General features: G+C 56.0%; 13 protein-coding genes, 1 tRNA gene and 1 pseudogene. 7 read left to right on the forward strand and 8 right to left on the reverse strand.

What is annotated here, in order from left to right; all coding sequences use genetic code 11:
• Window positions 1-10 precede the first annotated feature (10 nt).
• Window positions 11-1,771 (forward strand): LPS biosynthesis-modulating metalloenzyme YejM, encoded by a 1,761-nt coding sequence (gene yejM / locus AC4OVU_RS14925; protein WP_491928734.1) that lies wholly within the window; start codon window positions 11-13, stop codon window positions 1,769-1,771.
• A 73-nt stretch (window positions 1,772-1,844) separates the two neighbouring features.
• Window positions 1,845-1,921: transfer RNA gene (locus AC4OVU_RS14930), tRNA-Pro, on the forward strand.
• A 66-nt stretch (window positions 1,922-1,987) separates the two neighbouring features.
• On the opposite strand, the gene AC4OVU_RS14935 is transcribed toward AC4OVU_RS14930, so the two are convergent.
• Window positions 1,988-2,248: a DUF2534 family protein gene (locus tag AC4OVU_RS14935; RefSeq protein ID WP_006811332.1), complete on the reverse strand. Its 261-nt coding sequence runs from the start codon at window positions 2,246-2,248 to the stop codon at window positions 1,988-1,990.
• Window positions 2,249-2,450: 202 nt separating this feature from the next.
• Here AC4OVU_RS14935 and eco point away from each other — a divergent pair, with 202 nt between their 5' ends.
• On the forward strand, window positions 2,451-2,960 hold the full coding sequence (eco, locus tag AC4OVU_RS14940; RefSeq protein ID WP_015572295.1) for a serine protease inhibitor ecotin: 510 nt from the start codon (window positions 2,451-2,453) through the stop codon (window positions 2,958-2,960).
• A gap of 134 nt (window positions 2,961-3,094) precedes the next feature.
• Here eco and mqo read toward each other — a convergent pair whose 3' ends face one another.
• On the reverse strand, window positions 3,095-4,744 hold the full coding sequence (mqo, locus tag AC4OVU_RS14945) for a malate dehydrogenase (quinone) (protein ID WP_032619315.1): 1,650 nt from the start codon (window positions 4,742-4,744) through the stop codon (window positions 3,095-3,097).
• A 187-nt stretch (window positions 4,745-4,931) separates the two neighbouring features.
• Between mqo and AC4OVU_RS14950 the strand changes: the two genes are divergently transcribed.
• Entirely contained in the window at window positions 4,932-6,227 is a 1,296-nt protein-coding gene (locus AC4OVU_RS14950) for a SulP family inorganic anion transporter (protein WP_032650078.1), read from the forward strand.
• Here the strand turns inward: AC4OVU_RS14950 and mgtE are convergent.
• The 6 genes and pseudogenes from mgtE to AC4OVU_RS14980 all read right to left on the reverse strand — a co-directional run.
• Window positions 6,190-7,626, reverse strand: coding sequence for a magnesium transporter (gene mgtE, locus AC4OVU_RS14955; protein ID WP_006811337.1), 1,437 nt, complete (start codon window positions 7,624-7,626; stop codon window positions 6,190-6,192). The two genes, AC4OVU_RS14950 and mgtE, sit on opposite strands and share 38 nt — an antisense overlap.
• Before the next feature lie 140 nt (window positions 7,627-7,766).
• On the reverse strand, window positions 7,767-9,410 hold the full coding sequence (locus AC4OVU_RS14960; RefSeq protein WP_491928735.1) for a multidrug ABC transporter permease/ATP-binding protein: 1,644 nt from the start codon (window positions 9,408-9,410) through the stop codon (window positions 7,767-7,769).
• A 76-nt stretch (window positions 9,411-9,486) separates the two neighbouring features.
• Window positions 9,487-10,137 carry a DNA oxidative demethylase AlkB gene (gene alkB / locus AC4OVU_RS14965; RefSeq protein WP_003859395.1) on the reverse strand — a complete coding sequence of 217 codons (651 nt, stop codon included), beginning with the start codon at window positions 10,135-10,137 and terminating at the stop codon, window positions 9,487-9,489.
• Window positions 10,137-11,195: a bifunctional DNA-binding transcriptional regulator/O6-methylguanine-DNA methyltransferase Ada gene (ada, locus tag AC4OVU_RS14970; RefSeq protein ID WP_032619314.1), complete on the reverse strand. Its 1,059-nt coding sequence runs from the start codon at window positions 11,193-11,195 to the stop codon at window positions 10,137-10,139. The genes alkB and ada overlap by 1 nt, the downstream gene beginning before the upstream one ends.
• Before the next feature lie 72 nt (window positions 11,196-11,267).
• Complete coding sequence (gene apbE, locus AC4OVU_RS14975; RefSeq protein ID WP_015572290.1) at window positions 11,268-12,323, reverse strand: FAD:protein FMN transferase ApbE; 1,056 nt, start codon at window positions 12,321-12,323, stop codon at window positions 11,268-11,270.
• Between the two features lie 114 nt (window positions 12,324-12,437).
• Window positions 12,438-13,442, reverse strand: a pseudogene (locus AC4OVU_RS14980) (porin OmpC); the annotation flags it as partial.
• A 65-nt stretch (window positions 13,443-13,507) separates the two neighbouring features.
• Between AC4OVU_RS14980 and AC4OVU_RS14985 the strand changes: the two are divergent.
• From AC4OVU_RS14985 to rcsD, 3 genes are all read left to right on the forward strand, one after another.
• Entirely contained in the window at window positions 13,508-14,488 is a 981-nt protein-coding gene (locus AC4OVU_RS14985) for an IS5-like element ISKpn26 family transposase (protein WP_491928679.1), read from the forward strand.
• Entirely contained in the window at window positions 14,470-14,655 is a 186-nt protein-coding gene (locus tag AC4OVU_RS14990) for a hypothetical protein (RefSeq protein ID WP_491928736.1), read from the forward strand. Before AC4OVU_RS14985 ends, AC4OVU_RS14990 begins: the two co-directional genes overlap by 19 nt.
• Before the next feature lie 118 nt (window positions 14,656-14,773).
• On the forward strand, window positions 14,774-17,446 hold the full coding sequence (gene rcsD / locus AC4OVU_RS14995; RefSeq protein ID WP_491928737.1) for a phosphotransferase RcsD: 2,673 nt from the start codon (window positions 14,774-14,776) through the stop codon (window positions 17,444-17,446).
• Window positions 17,447-17,453: the final 7 nt, after the last annotated feature.

The raw sequence follows: 17,453 nt of genomic DNA on the forward strand, positions 1-17,453 counted from the left end.
ACAACAGTTTATGGTGACGAATCGTCAGCGCTACCGTGAAAAAGTCTCCCAGATGGTCAGCTGGGGGCACTGGTTTGCCCTGTTCAACATTCTGTTGGCGATGGTGCTCGGCTGCCGTTATCTGTTTGTGGCGGACTGGCCAACCACGTTAACCGGGCGCATCTACTCGTGGATGAGCCTTGTTGGTCACTTTAGCTTTCTGGTCTTCGCCACCTATCTGCTGATCCTGTTCCCACTGACGTTTATCGTCATGTCGCAGCGGCTGATGCGCTTCCTGTCCGCCATTCTTGCGACGGCGGGCATGACGCTGTTGCTGATCGACAGCGAAGTCTTTACCCGCTTCCACCTGCACCTGAATCCTGTTGTCTGGGAGCTGGTGATTAACCCGGATCAGAACGAGACCGCGCGCGACTGGCAGCTGATGTTTATCAGCGTGCCGATTATCCTGCTGATCGAAATGCTGTTCGCCACGTGGAGCTGGCAAAAACTCCGCAGTCTGACCCGACGCCGCCATTATGCGAAGCCCGTCGCGGCGCTCTTTTTCGCCTCATTTATCGGTTCGCACCTGATGTATATCTGGGCAGATGCGAACTTCTACCGCCCGATTACCATGCAGCGCGCAAATCTGCCGCTCTCCTATCCGATGACGGCGCGTCGTTTCCTCGAAAAACACGGCCTGCTGGACGCGCAGGAGTATCAGCGTCGTCTGGTCGAACAGGGTAATCCGGAAGCGGTCAGCGTGCAGTATCCCCTGAGCGATCTGAAATATCGCGACATGGGCCGCGGTCAGAACGTGCTGCTGATTACCGTCGATGGCCTGAACTATTCCCGCTATGAGAAGCAGATGCCAGCGCTGGCTGAATTCGCTGAGAACAACATCGTATTCACTCAGCATATGAGCTCCGGTAATTCGACCGACGCGGGTATTTTCGGCCTGTTCTACGGCATTTCACCGAGCTATATGGACGGCGTGCTGTCGGCCCGTATTCCGGCGGCATTGGTTACCGGGCTTAATCAGCAGGGCTACCAGCTGGGGCTGTTCGCCTCTGATGGTTTCAACAGCTCGCTGTACCGCCAGGCGCTGCTGTCTGATTTCTCACTGCCCGCCGCGCAGAGCCAGTCTGACGATCGGACCGCTGACCAGTGGATAGACTGGCTGAAGCGCTATGCGCAGGAAGATAACCGCTGGTTCTCCTGGGTTGCGTTAAACGGCACAACGCTTGATGACAGCAATCAGAAAGGCTTCGCGCGCCGCTATAGCCGTGCGGCGGGCGATGTCGATGCGCAGATCGGCCGCGTGCTGACCGCCCTGCGCGACGCGGGCAAGCTGGATAATACGGTCGTGATTATCACGGCGGGGCATGGCGTGCCGCTCGGCGACGAGGCGAAGGGCATGGAGTGGTCGCGTCCGAACCTGCATGTTCCCCTTGTGATCCACTGGCCGGGCACTCCCGCGCAGCGCATCAACATGCTCACCGACCATAAAGACGTCATGACCACGTTAATGCAACGGCTGCTGCACGTCAGCACACCGGCAATTGAGTACTCGCAGGGACAAGACCTCTTTAGCGCCACGCGGCGTCATAACTGGGTCACGGCTGCTGGCGGAAACACGCTGGTGGTGACCACGCCAACGTTGTCCCTGGTGCTGAACAGCAATGGCAATTACCAGACGTATAACCTCGAAGGTGAGAAGCTGAAAGACCAGAAGCCGCAGCTCAGTTTGCTGTTGCAGGTGCTGACAGACGAGAAGCGCTTTATCGCTAACTGATTATTTATGAATCAGTTAGCGTTGCTTGCCCCTTGCATTCAAAAAGGAATCGAGTAGTATTCCTTTTATGCGTCGGCACGTAGCGCAGCCTGGTAGCGCACCGTCATGGGGTGTCGGGGGTCGGAGGTTCAAATCCTCTCGTGCCGACCAAAACTACACAAAAAAACCAGCCGCTTATGGCTGGTTTTTTATTGCCTGTCTCCGCATGCGCAATGCTTAGTGTTTTTCACGCCCACCGAGAAAGAAAATCCCCAGCGGAATCGCCAGCAGGACGGTGAACACCAGGCTGTAAACAAAGATCATCGCCGATTGCAGGACAAACATGCTGGTTGTCCAGGCAGAGAGCGGGATGTTGTACTGCTCAATCACACCGACAATGGTTGCTCGCCCCACGCATGCAGCAGCAATCATAAACACAACCAGTAACGCCAGCAGGAACTTGCGGCCTTCAGGTGTCTTCAGTTTTTCCCGTACCATCTCCCCTCCCTTTACAGATGAATAACAATAATTAACGCGTAAAATAACACGATTGCCGCATCGACTCCAACACAGCATTAAACACCAATAAATAAACATAAAAGCAGTGTATTACTCCATTTAAAATGAAAATATGAGTAAATTGCGCCAACTATTCACGTACTATATGTTAGTCTTTCCAGGATCGTTTTAACAAAAAGGAATGACAGTGAAAAACGCACCTAAATTTGCCATCGCCCTCATCGCCGCTGCGTGCGCCAGCACCAGTGCTTTCGCCAGCGAAACCCGGAAAGAGCAGCCGCTGGAAAAAGTTGCTCCGTATCCGCAAGCGGACAAAGGGATGAAGCGCCAGGTTATTCAGCTCCCGGCTCAGCAGGATGAAGCAAATTTCAAAGTTGAGCTGTTAATCGGCCAGACGCTGGAAGTGGATTGCAACCAGCATCGCCTGGGCGGCCAGCTGGAAAGCAAAACGCTGGAAGGCTGGGGCTATGACTACTATGTCTTCGACAAAGTAACCTCGCCAGTCTCCACCATGATGGCGTGCCCGGACGGCAAGAAAGAGAAGAAATTTATTACCGCGTATCTGGGTGATAACAGTCTGCTGCGCTATAACAGCAAGCTGCCGATCGTCGTATACACGCCGGAAAACGTGGATGTGAAATATCGCGTATGGAAGGCGGATGAGACGGTAGGACAAGCGGTAGTTCGTTAATAATAAGTCGGGTGGCGCTCTCGCTTACCCGACCAGGAAAGGGTGCGTTCTGGTGCCCTCACCCCAACCCTCTCCCACCGGGAGAGGGAGAAAACACTAAAAACGGTAACGGATGTTACCGTTTTGCGTTTACCTTACAGCGCGATATCCGCTACCGGCTTGCTTTCCGCCTGAGGCTTCAGCTCTGCCTTAGGCGCAGCATCCGCAGCCTGCGGTTTGACGTATTGCAGTTGCAGAACGCGGCTGGTGTATTCCAGCTCTTGTTCCGTGGCTTCAACGTTACCGTTCAGCTTCGTACCGTAGGATGGAATAATGGTTTTCAGCTTCGCCTGCCATTCCGGGCTGGATACTTTGTCCTTAAACACTTTTTCCATCAGGTGCAGCATGATTGGCGCAGCGGTAGACGCCCCCGGAGATGCCCCCAGCAGCGCGGCAATGGTGCCATCCTTATCGCTTACCACTTCGGTGCCCAGACGCAGCACGCCGCCCTCTTTCGGATCGCGTTTGATAATCTGCACGCGCTGACCTGCCTGCCACAGACGCCAGTCTTCTTTCTTCGCCTGCGGATAGTACTCTTTCAGCGCCTCGAAGCGTTCTTCATCAGAGAGCATCACCTGGCTAATCAGGTATTTCACCAGATCGAAGTTATCCAGCCCCACGTCCATCATTGGCTTAACGTTTGACGTCGTGGTCGCGCTCAGCAGATCCCACAGGGAACCGTTTTTCAGGAATTTGGTGGAGAATGTGGCAAACGGCCCGAACAGCACTACGCGCTTACCGTCCAGCATGCGGGTGTCGATATGCGGAACGGACATCGGTGGTGCGCCCACAGAGGCCTGACCGTACACTTTCGCCAGATGACGGTTAACCACTTCCGGGTTTTCCGACACCAGGAACTGGCCGCCAACCGGGAAGCCCGCGTAGTCGTCTGCTTCCGGAATGCCGGACTCCTGCAACAGTTTCAGCGCCGCGCCGCCCGCACCGATAAACACGAACTTCGCCTTAATCACATGCTCGGCTTCGTTGTTTTTCAGATCGGCAACGGTCACGCTCCAGCTATTATCCGCGTTGCGCTTGAAACCACGCACTTCGGAGCTGAGTTGCAGGTTAAAGTTCTCTTTTTTCTTCAGAGAGGACACCAGCTGACGGGTGATTTCACCGTAGTTAACGTCAGTACCAATTTCAGTGCGGGTCGCCGCTACTTTCTGGTTCGGATCGCGGCCTTCCATGACCAGCGGCGCCCACTCTTTGATTTGAGCGTGATCTTCAGAGTATTTCATCCCGCGGAAAAGCGTGCTCTGTTGCAGGGCAGCGTAGCGCGCGCGCAGGAAGTTGACGTTTTGATCGCCCCACACAAAGCTCATGTGCGGTACGGTGTTGATGAAGGAGTGCGGATTGTGCAACACACCGCTGTTCACCTGGTGAGACCAGAACTGACGTGAGATCTGGAACGCTTCGTTGATCTCTACCGCCTTCTCGATACTAATGGAACCGTCCTTTTTCTGCGGCGTATAGTTCAGTTCCATGAGTGCCGAGTGCCCCGTCCCGGCGTTGTTCCAGCCGTTAGAGCTTTCCTGTGCCACGCCATCGAGGCGCTCGACCATGGTCATGGACCAGTTCGGCTCTAATTCCTGAAGATACGTTCCCAGCGTGGCGCTCATGATGCCGCCACCAATTAAAAGGACATCCGTTTCCTGCTCTTTTGGTGCGTCAGCCTTCGCCGCCAGCGAGACGACGTTCAGCCCCACGGCCAGAGAAAAGAGCACGGCAGTCATTTTTTTCATCATTTATGCCTTAGTTGAATAGTGCTTGATGCGTGGAAATTACAGGTGAAACACGCTGCGGTGGCACGGTAGCAACTTTTAAATATTGTTTAAAGGTTACGAAATTATTGTAATTGTGAAATTTAATGATGGATTGTTTGTAGGGATTTGGCAGACAGGCTGGCACCCGACGATTTTCCTGGCTATCATGCTGCACTTTGTGATCGCGCGCACGGAAGCCTGCCCCTACCAGCGAATTGTTATGTCATTACCCCACTCGTCTGTACCTCAAGAAGGCCATGTCGCCACTGTTTTACGTTCGCCTCACCGTCTGATGCGCGAAACCCTGGCCGGTGTGATTACCGCGCTGGCGCTGATCCCGGAAGTGATTTCGTTTTCCGTGGTCGCGGGCGTGGATCCGAAAGTGAGCCTTATCGCCTCCGTGGTGCTCTGTTTCGCCCTTTCCCTGCTCGGCGGGCGTCCGGCCATGGTGACGGCGGCGGCAGGTTCCGTCGCGCTGGTGATTGGGCCGATGGTCCATCAACACGGCGTACAGTACATTCTGCCCGCGGTGGTGATGGCAGGCGTGATTCAGATCCTGTTCGGCGCGCTGGGTATGGCGCGGCTGATGCGCTTTATTCCCCAGTCGGTGATGACCGGGTTTGTTAACGCCCTTGGCATTTTGATTTTCTTTGCCCAGGTGCCCCATTTCTGGAGCCGAAGCCCGCTGATTGTGGGCCTGTTCGTGCTGACGCTGCTGATTGTGCTCTGGGTGCCACGCTATATCAAAAGCGTGCCCTCCCCGCTGATTGCCATTGTGCTGCTGACTTTGTTCACCGTCACCAGCGGGCAAATCCTGCCGACGGTAGGGGATGAAGGTTCCATGGGCGGCGGTTTGCCGGGCTTTACGCAACTGCTGGTGCCGCTCAATCTGGAAACCCTGAGCATCATCTGGCCGTGCGCGCTAAGTATCGCTTTCGTTGGCCTGCTGGAATCCTTGTTGACGGCAAAACTGGTGGACGAGCTGACCGCTACCCCCTCCAGTAAGCGCCGCGAGAGCATCGGACTGGGCGTGGGCAATATTATGGCCGGGTTCTACGGCGGCATTGCGGGCTGCGCGATGATTGGGCAGACCATCGTTAACGTGGAGATGGGGAAAGGCAGAAGCCGTATCTCCACCCTTGCGGCGGGCATCGTATTGCTGGTGCTGGTTACGGCGCTCAGCGAGGTGATGGCCAAAATTCCGATGGCGGTACTGGCGGGAATTATGGCCATTGTGGCCGTCAAGACCTTTAGCTGGCATAGCGTTCAGCCCGGAACGCTGAAAAACGCGCCGGTGGCTGAAACCGTCGTGATGCTGGTGACGGTTGTGGCAACGGTTTTCACCGGCAACCTGGCGATTGGCGTGCTGGGCGGGATTGTGATGATGTTCATCCTCCCTGCCCGACTTAAGCAAAAAGCGCTGGCTACAGAAGAAAAATCGTCGCCAGTCCAAGAAAAATAAAGAAACCGCCGGTATCGGTAATGGCGGTGATCATCACGCTCGACCCCACCGCGGGGTCGCGCCCCAGCCGGGTCATGGTCAACGGGATAATCACGCCCATCATCGCCGCCACCAGCAGGTTCAGCACCATCGCCAGCATCATGACCCCGCCCAGCGCCATATCATCATACAGCCACCAGGTAATGCCGCCCATGATGCCGCCCCAGACCAGGCCATTAATCAGCGCAACGCCCATCTCCCTGAAAATCAGCCACGAGAAATTACCCGGCTGTATGTTTTCCAGCGCCAGGGCGCGAACGATCATGGTGATAGTCTGGTTACCGGTGTTCCCGCCGATCCCCGCCACAATCGGCATCAGCGACGCCAGGGCCACCAGCTGGGAAATGGTATGTTCGAAGCCGTCAATAACGCGGGACGCCACGAACGCGGTGCATAAATTGATGGCGAGCCACGCCCAGCGCGTTTTGACGGCCTTGCCGACGGAGGCATGAACGTCATCTTCGGCACTGATCCCGCCAAGGGCACGCAGGTCGTTATCGGTCTCTTCATAGACCACGTCAACGATCTCATCGATGGTCAGACGCCCCATCAGCTTGCCCACCGAATCCACCACCGCCGCGCTCACCAGGTCATCACGTTCGAAGGTACGCGCCGCTTTTTCGGCATCGTCTTCCGGCGAGAAGACCATCGGCTCGGTTTCCATGACCTCACTCACCCGCTGCTGGGTGCTGTTCAGCAGGATCGTTTTCAGCTCCAGCTCCCCGAGCAGGGTTTTATCCCGCGAGGTGACGAACAGTTTATCGGTGTTGTCCGGCATACTGCCCAGGCGACGAAGATAGCGCTGCACCGTACCCAGGGTGACGTCCGGGCGCACGGTGATGACGCCAAACTCCATGATCGCGCCGACGCTGTTTTTCTCGTAGTGCATCACCTGACGCACGCGCGCCCGCTCTTCAGCAGGCAGGGAAGCCAGCAGGCGTCCGGTCAGGTTGCGCGGAAGATGCTGAACGAGGTAAATCTGCTCATCGATATCCAGCGTTTGCAGGGCGTCAAGGATGTCCCGGTCGCTCATCTCATCGATAAGGTCATCCCAGACGTTTTCCGAGGCTTCAAGCAATACCTGACCGCGCTCGTGATCCTGCACCAGCCGCCACAGGGCGTGGCGCTCCTCGGAAGGCAATGCCTCCAGGGTGTCCGCCAGGTCCGGGGGCGGTAAATGTGCAACCAGCGCACCTACCTCAGCAATATCGTCGGCCAGCGTGCCGACATCATATTGCTCAGCCAGGGTTAGCTTACCCAATAACGTTGACGTGACCGCTTTATCGGTCGTCAGGAGCCAGATGAGCCGCGCACGCTCCTGGTCACGCTGCCTGGCGCTGTTTTTCTTTAATACCGACATCAATCATAAATCCATTAAATGAGTTGGCGTTAAGCATAGCGCGGGGATATGTAAATAAGAATAAACGGCGGGTCGGGATGGAGAAAAAAACGGCATATATGAAAAATTAGTGTGCCGGGCGCCACCCGGCACAATTGCAATCAGGCCGTACGCGCCACCGCGTCCCGTGACGCCGCATCGCGCTCATCGCCGGTCAGCTCGCTCAGCTTGCCGTCGCGCATCTCCAGCAGACGGTCGGCGTGAATGAAGTAGTGATCGTCATGGCTGATGGCAAAAATGGTTTTTCCCATCGCCTGCATCAGCGGCAGCAGGACCTGATAAAACTCGCGACGGAAGTGCGGGTCCTGATCGGCGGCCCACTCATCCAGCAGGATGATGTCACGCTCCTCGGCCAGGGCCAGCAGCAACGCCACGCGCTTCTTCTGCCCTTTCGACAGCTTCAGATTCAGGATTTTGCCATCCTGGAGCTCCAGCTTGTGCGACATTTGCAGGTGCGCAAGCCACTTCTCCACCAGCGCCGGATCCGCCTGCTGCCCTTCCGGTCCCAGCAGCCGGTCGAACAGCCAGACGTCGGTAAATACCGCCGAGAAGAGCTTGCGGTAGTCCTCCGGTTTCTCCGCGCTCAGCGCTTTACCATCCAGCAAAATTTCACCCGCCTGCGGCTGGTAGAGGCCCGTCAGCAGCATCGCCAGCGTAGATTTGCCGCTGCCGTTGCCGCCGATAAGGAACAGCAGTTCGCCGCGGTGAATGGTCAGGTTTATCGGCCCTACGGAGAAGGCGTTATCCTGATAGCGGAAGGTAACGTTACGCAGCTCCAGCGTTTGCCAGTTCGGGAAGGCCTGCGGGCGCGGGAACTCAGCCTTAAACGGCGCAAGGTCGAATTTCTTCAGCTTGTTGAAGGCCACCTGAGCGCTCAGCAGCGTCGGCAGTGCGCCAACGGCCGACAGCAGCGGCGTGCGTAAAAACAGCAGCGTCAGGGAGTAGGTTGCCGCCACGTTGGTATCGGCCCACCCCAGGCTGTTCGCCATCCAGAACACCAGGCCAATCGCGCCCAGCATCATGATATTGGACCAGTTCACGGCGCTCAGGTGGAACGTATCGGCGCGGATAATGTGATGACGATATTCGTGCGCATCCGGGATATAGAGATGGTTGAAGATATGCTCGGCACGCTCGCGGTTCAGTATCAGCTCTTTGCGCCCTTCCAGCACCGTCTGATAATCGTTATAGAGCTTGTCTTCCGTTTCGCGCAGCACCGCCATGTGCTTATAGACGCGTGATACCAGCAGGAACCCGCCCCAGATGGTAATAACAATCCACAGCGCCGTAACCGCCAGCATTTTGCTGGAGAGCCAGGCGAGATAGGCTGCCGAGCCAAATGTCAGGATGATCCCCTGCACCAGCTCCGGCAGGCGCACAAAGGCGATGGTAATGGCGCGCACATCGCTGGTCAGCCCCGCCAGCAGAGAGGCACTTCCCAGCTGCTCGATGCGTTCCACCTGAGTATCAAGGATCCGTTTGATGAACTCACTGCGCAGACGGAAAACGAAATGGTGGCCGAGGGCGGTCAGCGCCAGCTGTGACCCGAGCGTGACTGCCATCAGCAGCAGCAGTAAACCCAGAAATTCCGGCAGGACGGAGAGTGACGTGTCGACCATTTCGATCAAACGCACGTTAATGAAGGCAATCAGGCCGATCCCCAGCGCCGCGCTGGCAAGGCTTAACGCCATCACCGCGATAAAAGGCCAGCGATACTGCCGCCAGACAAGAAGAAGTAGTTGCATGCAGAGCAATCCGGACAAGAAAAATCAGCCAGCAGTGTAAACTGCCTTTCACACACATCAAGAATAATTCTTATTTTTATTCTCTGTATGCCGCCTGACGGAACGTGAGGTTGTAGCGAAATGCCCCCGCCACCGGGTGATCGCCAGGTTTAAGCGGCTGAATACCGTGGTAAAAAAGCCGTGATTCACCGCCCCAGACCACCACATCACCATGCTCCAGCATCAGCCGTTTGAGCGGGTCGTTGCGCCGCAGGCCGCCAAACTGAAAGACAGCGGGCAGCCCAAGGGATACCGAGACAATCGGCGCGCGCAGGTCTGGCTCGTCCTTATCCTGATGCAAGGAGAGCTTTGCCCCAACGGCATAACGGTTGATAAGACAGGCATCGGGTCGAAAATCAGGATAGCCGGCCGCCACGGCGGCGTCATGACACAGCGCCTGAAACGCCTCCGGCATCGGCGGCCACGGCTGATCCGTCAGCGGATCGTTCGCGGCATATACATAGCCCCGCTCATTCGTCGCCCATCCCAGTTCGCCGCAGTTGGTCATCGCCACGGACATGGTATACCCGCCCGGCGTAACCATATGGCGAAACGGTGAACAAGCGGTAACGGCATCAATACCGTCGAACAGCGCCGCCGCGCGGGAAAGCGCGAAGCGTCTCAGGATCGTCGCCCCCGGCGCGAGCGGCTCGTGCCAGGGTTCAGCATCAGCAAAAAGATCGAGCATTATCCCTCCGGGTTGTTCGCCTCACGTTTCAACAATAGCATCTTACGCGCTGCGCCCCAGCGATAACCCGACAGCGCACCGTCGTTACGCACCACGCGGTGACAGGGGATGACTATCGCCAGTTTGTTGGCACCGCAGGCCCCCGCCACGGCACGTACGGCATTGGGTTTACCAATGGCCTTCGCCACCTGCTGATAGCTTGCCGTTTCACCGCAGGGGATATCCCGCAGCGCCTGCCAGACCTGCTGCTGGAAGGCGGTACCACGGATATCCAGCGGCAGCATCAGCGGCGTCGCGCGGCTGTCGACAGAGGCAATAACCTGCCGAACACGCCCGGCAAACGCGCCTTCCATCGGTTCACGGACGGCAAGCGGAAACAGTGACAGCAGCTCAGCCGTCAGCCCGGCGTCGTCATCACCCAGCAGTATTGCGCAGATCCCGCGCTCGCTTTCCGCCACCAGACAGCGGCCCAGCGAGCAGTCACTGATGGCATAGCGGACCGCAGCCTCTCCGTTGCGGTACTGTTTTGCCGTCATGCCCAGCGCGCCGTTGGCTTTACGGTAGTAGCTGCTGCCGTCCGGAAAGCCAGCGGCCAGTACGGCGTCGGTGATTTTACCGCCCTGTGCAAGCAGGGTGCGCAGGCGTTGTTCACGCGCGGCCTGCTGCCATGCTTTCGGCGTCATGCCGGTGACGGATTTAAACAAGCGGTGGAAATGGAACGGACTCATGGCAACCTGCTGCGCCAGTGCCTCCAGGTTCAGCGCGGCATCCTGTTCAAGCAGTCGACAGGCCAGCGCAATGTTGGCCTTTTTCTGCGCCATAGGGTCGACCTGGTCCGGCCTACAGCGCTTACAGGGGCGGAAACCCGCCTGCGCGGCCTGGTGAGCATCAGGATAAAAGCAGACATTTTTACGCAGCGCGTGGCGGGCGCGGCAGGACGGACGACAATAAATGCCGGTCGTCTGCACAGCAAAGACAAACTGGTTATCCGCACGCGGATCGCGGGCCAGTACGGCCTGCCAGCGATCCTCATCGGTAAGATAGGTTGTGTTTTTCATTATCGGCTCCTCTTACAAGCATACGCTCAGCTTGCCTGAACGCCACCGAACAAAAACCCGCAACCTTGCTTTTTAATTTTTTTCGCTCACCAGGAAGCTATTGAACTGCGGCGAACTCCAGGTTTTAAATCCGTCAGCCTCTTTGGTGATCATATAGACGGCCAGCCCTTCCTGACGCACCACCTCTTTGGCCTTCTCCGTGCCGAGCACCATCAATCCGGTATCCCAGGCATCCGCTTCCAGCGCGGTTGGGGCTATCACCGTCACGGACACCAGGTTGTGGGTAATCGGGCGTCCGGTTTGCGGATCAATCACGTGCGAGATACGTTTGCCATCCAGCTCGTAATAGTTGCGGTAGCTTCCGGAGGTGCTGATACCATGCCCGTTGATGTCGACAATCGCCTGCACCGCGTTCTGCTGATCGGTTGGTTTTTGGATGGCCACTCGCCACGGCCTGCCGCTGGCGTTCATGCCCCGGCTGACGAGCGCGCCCCCGACGGAAACCAGATAACGGGGAATGCCTTCCTGCGCCATCAGGGCCGCGAGATGATCCGCAGCATACCCCTCGCCTACCGTGGAGAGATCGACAAACAGGTCGGGAATATCTTTTTGCAGGTATTGCTGACCGTACTGGGAGATCACCGCCAGATGCTGTAACCCCGTACGGGCGCGGGCGTCGTCGATGGCGGCTTGATCGGGTGTAGTCACCGGCTGCTTGTTGGGGCCAAATCCCCACAGGTTCACCAGCGGCCCCACGGTCACATCCATTGCGCCGTTGGTTTTGTAGCCCACGCGCATGGATTCCGTGACGATATCGGCCATCGCTTCGCTCACCGGCCACAGCGAGGTGCTGCTGGAGCGATTGAAACGCATCAGCGCTGAGTCATTTTTATAGGTAGAGAGTAGCTGATCGTCGGCATCCAGCTGCGCCTGAATTTTACCGCGTAATTCTTCAGCGCGGGATTTATCAATATCCATCACGCTGACGCGCCAGAAGGTCCCCATGGTTTTCCCTTCCAGCACCGTCGCGGCGGGTGCGTCGATTTTTGCGGGCTGTGTGGAAGAGTCACACGCGGTCAGGAGTAAAAAAGTCGCCAGAACGCTGGCGCGTAAAAAAGTCATATCCATTGGTTATTATCCTCATGCCAGGGCGGCAAGAGTACACTAAAACAGCGTATTTGTAAGACCCTAAAAAAGCATGAAAAAAGGGGCCTGATGGCCCCTTTGTCGCTGTATGAGCAATTAGAACTGGTAAACCAGACCCAGCGCGACGATATCGTCAGTACCGATACCTGCTGCGCGAGTGAAGTCGTTCTCATCAACCAGGTTGATTTTGTAATCAACGTAGGTGGACATGTTTTTGTTGAAGTAGTAAGTCGCGCCAACATCAACATATTTCAGCAGATCCTGGTCGCCGTAGCCGTTTTCCAGGTCCTTACCTTTAGATTGCAGGTACGCCACGGATGGACGCAGACCGAAGTCGAACTGATACTGCGCAACCACTTCGAAGTTCTGCGCTTTGTTAGCCCAGCCCAGGTCGCCCGCACGGGTCGCGTTGTAAGTCTGAGTATACTGTGCAGCCAGGTAGATGTTGTTCGCGTCGTATTTCAGACCACCGGTATAGGTCTCTGCGCGATCGCCTTCACCGTAGTAGCCCGCAGCGTTCTGGTCAGCAGTACGTTTAGAACTGGTGACTGCCGTACCGATAGCGAAGCCTTCGCCCAGATCGTAGGTCAGAGAGCCGCCGTAGCCATCACCGTTCTGACGCAGCGCGTCACGACCGTTGTTGGTCTGGCCTTCGCCGCTTGCGCTGCCGTTTTTACCCTGGTACTGCAACGCGAAGTTCAGACCATCAACCCGACCGAAGAAGTCCTGGTTACGGTAGGTCGCGAAGCCGTTACCACGCTGCTGCATGAAGTTGTCAGAACCGTAGGTATCGCCGCCGAATTCCGGCAGAACGTCGGTCCAGGAAGTCACATCGTAAACAACGCCGTAGTTACGACCGTAGTCGAATGAACCCGCATCAGCGAATTTCAGACCTGCGAACGCCACACGCGTCCATGAGTTGTTTTCGTTCTCACCAGAGTTACCCTGGATCTGGTATTCCCACTGGCCGTAACCGGTCAGCTGGTCGTTAACCTGAGTTTCGCCTTTGAAGCCCAGACGCATGTAGGTCTGGTCGCCGTCTGCACTGTCGTCATCAGAGAAATAGTGCAGACCATCCACTTTACCGTACAGATCTAAGGAAGGTGCGAACAAGTTCCTGATATGAGATCATCATATTCATCCGGAGCGCATCCCAGAGGGACATCATGAGCCATCAACTCACCTTCGCCGATAGTGAATTCAGCACTAAGCGCCGTCAGACCCGAAAAGAGATTTTCCTCTCCCGCATGGAGCAGATTCTGCCATGGCAGAATATGACCGCTGTCATCGAGCCGTTTTATCCCAAGGCTGGTAATGGCCGGCGACCCTATCCGCTGGAGACCATGCTGCGTATTCACTGCATGCAGCATTGGTACAACCTGAGCGACGGTGCCATGGAAGATGCCCTGTACGAAATCGCCTCCATGCGCCTGTTTGCCCGATTATCCCTGGATAGCGCCCTGCCGGATCGCACCACCATCATGAATTTCCGCCACCTGCTCGAGCAGCATCAACTGGCCCGTCAATTGTTCAAGACCATCAATCGCTGGCTGGGCGAAGCAGGCGTCATGATGACCCAAGGCACTTTGGTGGATGCCACCATCATTGAGGCACCCAGCTCTACCAAGAACAAAGAGCAGCAACGCGATCCGGAGATGCATCAGACCAAGAAAGGCAATCAGTGGCACTTTGGCATGAAGGCCCACATTGGTGTCGATGCCAAGAGTGGCCTGACCCACAGCCTGGTCACCACCGCGGCCAACGAGCATGACCTCAATCAGCTGGGTAATCTGCTTCATGGAGAGGAGCAATTTGTCTCAGCCGATGCCGGCTACCAAGGAGCGCCACAGCGCGAGGAGCTGGCCGAGGTGGATGTGGACTGGCTGATCGCCGAGCGTCCCGGCAGGGTAAAAACCTTGAAGCAGCATCCGCGCAAGAACAAAACGGCCATCAACATCGAATACATGAAAGCCAGCATCCGTGCCAGGGTGGAGCACCCGTTTCGCATCATCAAGCGGCAGTTCGGCTTCGTGAAAGCCAGATACAAGGGGCTGCTGAAAAACGATAACCAACTGGCGATGTTATTCACCCTGGCCAACCTGTTTCGGGTGGACCAAATGATACGTCAGTGGGAGAGATCTCAGTAAAAACCGGAAATAACGCCAGAAATGGTGGAAAAAATAGCCTAAATAGGCTGATTCGATGTGTTTGCGGGAAAAAAATCGGCCCAGATCCGCGAAATTTTAATCAGCGAGTCAGCTTGGGAAGAAATGACCTGCTTATTCGCACCTTCCCTTTCATCCGGGGACGTTGAAGCCGGTTACCCGGATAAAAAGTCAAGGTCATACCGTTAACGACGCTGGAAATTCAGTTATTACCCTTTATACTGCCCTATCCCATTACCGCGCGGCCATTACGGGTTAAACACATCGATGAGTCAGACTGAAACTACCGCCCCGAGCAAATTCTCCCTTCTACCGGGCAGCATCACCCGTTTCTTTCTTCTGTTGATCGTTGTGCTGTTAGTCACAATGGGGGTGATGGTTCAGAGCGCCGTTAATACCTGGCTTAAAGATAAAAGCTATCAAATCGTCGATATCACCCATGCGGTGCACAAGCGCATTGATACGTGGCGCTATGCGACCTGGCAAATCTACGACAATATCGCTGCCGCGCCTGCCACCTCGTCAGGCGAAGGGTTGCAGGAAACGCGCCTTAAGCAGGATGTGTATTACCTTGAAAAACCGCAGCGCAAGACGGAAGCCCTGATTTTCGGCTCGCACGACAGCGCAACGCTTGAGATGACGCAGCGGATCTCCTCGTATCTGGACACCCTGTGGGGCGCCGAGACCGTACCGTGGTCAATGTATTACCTGAACGGTCAGGACAACAGCATGATCCTGATCTCGACCCTGCCGCTTAAGGATCTCTCGTCCGGCTTTAAAGAGACCACCGTTGGCAGTATTGTGGATTCCCGTCGGGCAGAAATGCTGCAACAGGCCAACGCGCTGGACGAGCGAGAAAGTTTCTCGTCATTACGCCGTCTTGCCTGGCAGAATGGCCACTACTTTACGCTGCGAACCACCTTTAACCAGCCGGGCCATCTGGCGACCGTGGTTGCCTTCGACCTGCCGATTAACGATCTCATCCCACCGGATATGCCGCTGGACAGTTTCCGTCTGGAGCCAGACAACAGCACCCAAAATATGCGCACGCCGTCGGATAAAGAAGGCGCGGACAGCGTAGCGATCTCCTTTAATGGCTCAAAGATTGAGATTGCCTCATCGCTCAACTCAACCGGTATGCGTCTGGTGTGGCAGGTGCCTTTTGGCATCCTGATGCTTGATACTCTGCAAAACATTCTGCTGCCGCTGTTGCTGAATATTGGCCTGCTGGCGCTGGCGCTGTTTGGCTACAGCACCTTCCGTTTCCAGTCGGGCCGCCAGAGCGACTCGACGTCGGTATCAGCCGGGACCAGCAACGAGTTGCGCATTCTTCGTGCCCTGAATGAAGAGATTATTTCCGTGCTGCCGCTTGGGGTGCTCGTTCACGACCAGGAGGCTAACCGCACGGTAATGAGCAATAAAATTGCCGATCACCTTCTGCCGCATCTTAACCTGCAAAATATTACGGCCATGGCGGACCAGCACCAGGGCGTTATTCAGGCCACCGTTAATAATGAACTGTATGAGATCCGTCAGTTCCGCAGTCAGGTCGCCTCGCGCACGCAAATCTTCATCATTCGCGATCAGGATCGCGAAGTGCTGGTGAATAAAAAGCTCAAGCAGGCGCAAAGGCTGTACGAGAAAAACCAACATGGCCGCGCGGCGTTTATGCAAAATATTGGCGATGCCTTTAAACAACCGTTGAAGTCACTCGCCACGCAGATTGCTGATCTGAGCACGCCGGAAAGCCGACAGCTCAGCAGCCAGGCCGACTCCCTGGTTCGTCTGGTGGACGAAATCCAGCTTGCGAACATGCTGGAAAATGACATCTGGAAGGGCACCCCTACGCTCTTCTCCATTCAGGACCTGATTGATGAGGTGGTGCCGGAAGTCCTGCCGGTGATCAAGCGCAAGGGACTCCAGCTGCTGATCAACAACCATTTACCGGCCAACGACGAACGTCACGGCGATCGCGATGCCCTGCGTCGCATCCTGATGATGTTGATACAGTATGCCGTCACCACGACGCAGATCGGCAAGATCACCCTTGAAGTCAGCACCGATGAGTCCACCGACGATCGTCTGACGTTCCGTATTCTGGATACGGGCGAAGGCGTCACCGTGAGCGAAATTGATAACCTGCACTTCCCGTTCCTGAACGATACCCAGCGCGACCACTACGGTAAGGCGAATGCCCTCACCTTCTGGCTCTGCGATCAGCTGGCGCGTAAGCTGGGCGGTCATCTGAACATCAAGGCGCGCGAATCCCTCGGCACCCGCTACTCTTTACACGTGAAAATGGCGGCGAATCCCCAGGAAGAGGATGAAGAGCGTCTGCTGGACGATGTGGTGGTGATGGTGGATGTGACCTCCAGTGAGATCCGTAATATCGTCGTTCGTCAGCTGGAAAACTGGGGGGCGTCCTGCATTACCCCGGACGAAAGGCTCGCGAGTCAAGAATTTGATCTATTTTTAACTGATAATCCGTCTAATCTTACTGCCTCAGGCTTGCTTTTAAGCGATGATGAGCCAGGCGTGCGGAAAATCGGCCCTGGGCAGCTGCGCGTCAACTTTAATATGAGCAATGCAATGCAGGAAGCTGTATTACAACTGATTGAAGAGAATCTGGCGCAGGAAGAGATCCTGGAGTCACCGTTAGGCGGCGATGAAAATGCCGAACTCCATGCCAGCGGATATTATTCGCTCTTCGTTGATACAGTACCAGATGATGTTAAGCGGTTGTATACTGAGTCCGCTGCGCAGGATTTTGCAGCGCTGGCACAGACAGCACACCGGCTTAAAGGGGTGTTTGCCATGCTTAATCTGGTTCCCGGCAAGCAGTTATGTGAAACGCTGGAACATCTAATTCGTGAGAAAGATGCCTCTGGCATTGAAAAATACATCAGCGACATTGACGCTTACGTCAAGAGCTTGCTGTAGCAAGGTA

It is taken from the genome of Enterobacter sp. 6722112 (genome assembly GCF_058661685.1).